The sequence below is a fragment of the Neobacillus drentensis genome (assembly GCF_036965245.1).
GTDB classification, from domain to species: Bacteria; Bacillota; Bacilli; order Bacillales; family Cytobacillaceae; genus Neobacillus; species Neobacillus drentensis_G.
In genome coordinates, this window is record NZ_JBALPG010000024.1 from 26,266 (window position 1) to 30,141 (window position 3,876).

At 34.2% G+C, this 3,876-nt stretch carries 5 protein-coding genes; all 5 read left to right on the forward strand.

Going from position 1 to position 3,876, the window contains the following annotated elements:
• Window positions 1-49 precede the first annotated feature (49 nt).
• The 5 genes from V7150_RS06970 (at window position 50) to V7150_RS06990 (ending at window position 3,772) form a co-directional block, all read left to right on the forward strand.
• Complete coding sequence (locus V7150_RS06970; RefSeq protein ID WP_335515389.1) at window positions 50-568, forward strand: hypothetical protein; 519 nt, start codon at window positions 50-52, stop codon at window positions 566-568.
• A gap of 268 nt (window positions 569-836) precedes the next feature.
• Window positions 837-1,517 carry an HAD family hydrolase gene (locus tag V7150_RS06975; protein ID WP_335515392.1) on the forward strand — a complete coding sequence of 227 codons (681 nt, stop codon included), beginning with the start codon at window positions 837-839 and terminating at the stop codon, window positions 1,515-1,517.
• A gap of 86 nt (window positions 1,518-1,603) precedes the next feature.
• Complete coding sequence (locus tag V7150_RS06980; protein ID WP_335515395.1) at window positions 1,604-2,587, forward strand: hypothetical protein; 984 nt, start codon at window positions 1,604-1,606, stop codon at window positions 2,585-2,587.
• 166 nt (window positions 2,588-2,753) lie between these two features.
• A complete protein-coding gene (locus V7150_RS06985; RefSeq protein WP_335515399.1) occupies window positions 2,754-3,164 on the forward strand; it encodes a VWA-like domain-containing protein in 411 nt (136 codons plus the stop codon).
• Between the two features lie 143 nt (window positions 3,165-3,307).
• Window positions 3,308-3,772 (forward strand): GNAT family N-acetyltransferase, encoded by a 465-nt coding sequence (locus V7150_RS06990; protein ID WP_335515402.1) that lies wholly within the window; start codon window positions 3,308-3,310, stop codon window positions 3,770-3,772.
• Window positions 3,773-3,876: the final 104 nt, after the last annotated feature.

The window sequence follows — 3,876 nt, forward strand, 5'->3', positions numbered from 1 at the left end:
CCATAATGCAGAATAATATGTTCATACATTATTAGGGGTGTTTTTTCAAATGAAAAAAACTACAATTATTAATTCGGTCCTATTCGTATTGCTTTTCATTAATTCAGTGAAAGTCCAGGCAAATGAACTACCGAGATTATCCACTGAATGCCTTGAAAAAATGAAAACTCGAAATGTCCAATATAATAAAGCAATCATGAAGGATATTATTTCTGTCCTCGATTTGGACATTGATGACCAAAGTTATATTGAGGTAACGGACAGAGGGTTAGACGCTGCTAATCTTATCTATGGCGGGAAAGAAGTAGATGAATATTATCAATCTTTACATAAACAATTTATTGTTGCCTCACGCGGTGTACCGACATTGTTTGTCAAACCTGGGGAATCCTATTTGCTTTATAAGCAGCCTGACAACTCGAATGTCGCGGTGCATTTAAAGCTTAACAATTTAAAATGGGAAGTAATTGAAAAGAAAAAGGAAAAGGGCAACGCTATTGACTATAGGCTGTTAAAATGTGAAAAGGATTACTTAAAGGAAAAAAGAGAATATAACAACAAGGATTAATAATAATGCCAAGGCATTCTCCTCTATTTAAGGTGAGGCCTTTTTTATTATTCTGGGGCTTCATTTCTACCATTCGGTTATAAAAAATATTTGATACAAACCAAAAACTTTTTTTGTATAGTCATAAGAGGATTGAAAATTACTTACTAACAATTTACATCGAATACACGATAATTAGTGATACAAACGGTATCGATTTTTTTATTTGTGAATATTAAAAAAATGATCCAAAATATAGGTATAGAGAGGTTAAAGGGGGAAAATGGACATGATCAAGGCAGTAATTTTCGATCTTGATGGAACTTTATTAAATCGAGATGCAACCGTTCAGAAATTTATCGATGATCAATATGAGCGATTAAACAATTGGCTTGGTCATATTCCCAAAGAATTGTATACATCAAGATTTATAGAATTGGATTGTCATGGTTACACCTGGAAGGATAAAGTGTATCAACAACTGATCAATGAATTTAACATTAAGGGGATTACTTGGGACAGGTTGCTTCAAGACTATTTAGAAAAATTTAAGAATTATTGTATTCCATTTCCGAATCTAATAAGTATGTTAGAAGATTTAAAAAAGAAATCATACGTTATGGGAATCATTACGAATGGAAAAGGACAGTTCCAAATGAACAATATTGAGGCTTTAGGTGTTGAAAGGTATTTTAAAACGATCCTTATTTCCGAATGGGAGGGTATCAAAAAACCAAAACCTGAAATATTTATGAAAGCATTAAAGCAACTTAATGTTTTAGCAAATGAGAGTGTCTATGTTGGCGACCATCCTGAAAACGATGTAATAGCTGCCGGTAAAGTTGGAATGAAAACAATCTGGAAAAGAGATATTCAATACGAGGGTAGTGAAGCGGATTTCATTATTGAGGATTTAAGGGAAATTTCATTAATAATTGAAAAACTGAAAGGGGAAATAAATGTTCGGTAGATCAATTGCTAATTTTTACGATAAAAAAGGATTTAGGTTTTAAAAACATAATATAAAGAATATAGAAAATAGGAGAGGGGAACGGGATGGAGGAGTCCAAATTTTATGCTTATTGTCTGCAAGGGGATGTATCTTCTGCTTTAGAGTACCTTCGTTCGATACCGAATAAAAGTAAAAAATATCAGGAGCTGGAATCCAAATATGATCACCGTTTTTTTGGAGGAAAACCGAGTCATCGCTTTAAAACAGATGACGCCTGGATTAGAAAAGTTTTATTAACATATTATCAATATTTTACTTCCGTATTAACTGGAAGTAATGTCAAAGATGCAGAAACCCAGTTGGTGCAGTCGTTAGCACTATTAATTTCTGATAATGATTTAATTGACAGCCTTGATTTAATCGAAGAAAAATTAAAAATCATTTTTGAGGAAAAGGGCTATCGGTTTTTAGGGGGTGTCACGTCACCATTTAGAGGGCCATATATTTGGAAGACAACGAAAAAAACGGACTTTACGGTTGAGTTACCTCATCAGACACAGAGGGTAACAGTTTACTTCATAAGTGATTTCATAATGCAAAGCTGGATTCATTTTGCCACCTTAGGTAAAAAATTTGCTAGAGGGTGGGCAAAAGCTGAAGGACTTTATTATGTTGATGAAGGTCCAATGAAAAAGAGAGCAAAACTAGATAGCAATGAATTTCAAGTTAGTTATTTGAAGCATGAAGCCCAACATCTCAGTGATTATATACGTTTTCCAAATTTGCATCCAAAAGATTTGGAATACCGTGCAAAACTGGTTGAACTAATTTATGAATCAAAATCGTTTAGATTGCTGAAGAAATTCTACTACGAAGCTAAAAATGACCCGAAATTTCCACATCCCTATTCATCCTATGTGCTTATGACAAGAATGTCTACCTTGGCATTTGGCCTAGATGAGATTCAGAATCTTGAAAAATGGAAATCCGTGGATTGTGCGAAAATTCAAGATTGGGCTAGGAATTTATATGATGAGCATTCAGAACAGCTTATAGTAAGTGGAAAAGAAACAAAAGGTGTCATTTAGCTCCATTATGCCATTGTCAAAATGAAATGTGGTTTGGAAGAATGATGCTAATATAGTATCACCAATATTGTTTTATTTTTATTCTGTCGAAATTATCCAATCATAATCCCCATCTTTTTACCTAAAATAATATAGTTCACTTATTCAAACAAAGGGGTTGTTGGAGTTGAGATGGCATAAAACAATACTTTCCATGATTCAGCAGCGGCAAGATAAAAAAGTTGCCTTGGCTGTAGATACATCCACAAATGAAGCACCAAGCCTTTTGATAAATAACATAGTTAAACTGTTTGAACAACTGAAACCAGATACCATACTAGTTCAAGCAGATTTTAAAATTAGAAGTATTTCTCCCATTCAAAACAATATGATTAAATATCAGACACATGGGAAATCTTCCTATACATTAGTGCTGGAGTGGGCAGAAGAAGAAAACATTGATACGCTGTTTTACATTACAGATGTAACAGGCTATTTTTCAGAAGACATGGATAAAGTAGATTTTGAACTATTTTGGCTCGTACCTGATGCTTTTTTACCGCGAGTTCCATTTGGAAAAGCAATAAAAATTGCATAATAAGGAGCAAATCCCTCACTTTTTGTGGGGGATATTTTATTTATTTTTAGATAAACATTCTTGGCAGTAAAGAAAAGAGGAATTTCATTGCTAATGGTGAAATGTATTAGTGGACGATAATAACCATAAAGGAGTTCTACGGTATGATAAAAAATCTTGATTTACATAATTTAGATCTCGTCAAAGAGTTGCATGAGCTGCAAAGGTCCTCTTATCTTATCGAGGCAAAGTTAATAAATTTTTTTGAGATCCCACCATTAAAAGAGACGCTGGAAGAATTAACAGTATGTGGAGAATCCTTCTTGGGATATTTTGAGGGTGAGATTCTTGCGGGTGCAATTTCCTACACAATTGATGGTGAAGTGTTGACAATTTGCCGGATGGTCGTTCATCCTAATCATTTTCGTAAAGGAATTGCCCAAAAACTATTAACGACTGTCGAGGAATTAAATAAAGAAAATGCTGTATTAAATGTATCTACTGGCAAAGAAAATAATCCGGCTAAAGGACTATATCTAAAAAATGGCTATAAATTAGTAGGCGACCTCGAGGTGGTACCAGGGTTATTTATTAGTAATTTTGAAAAAAGAAGGCCGTTAGCCTTATAAGCGACCGAACTCGCTGGAATTCGCCGAATCCGGTCGTTAAGAACTTCTATAAGCGACCGAACTCGCTGGATAATCCCGAAAACGGTCGTTAGAACCCCTATAAG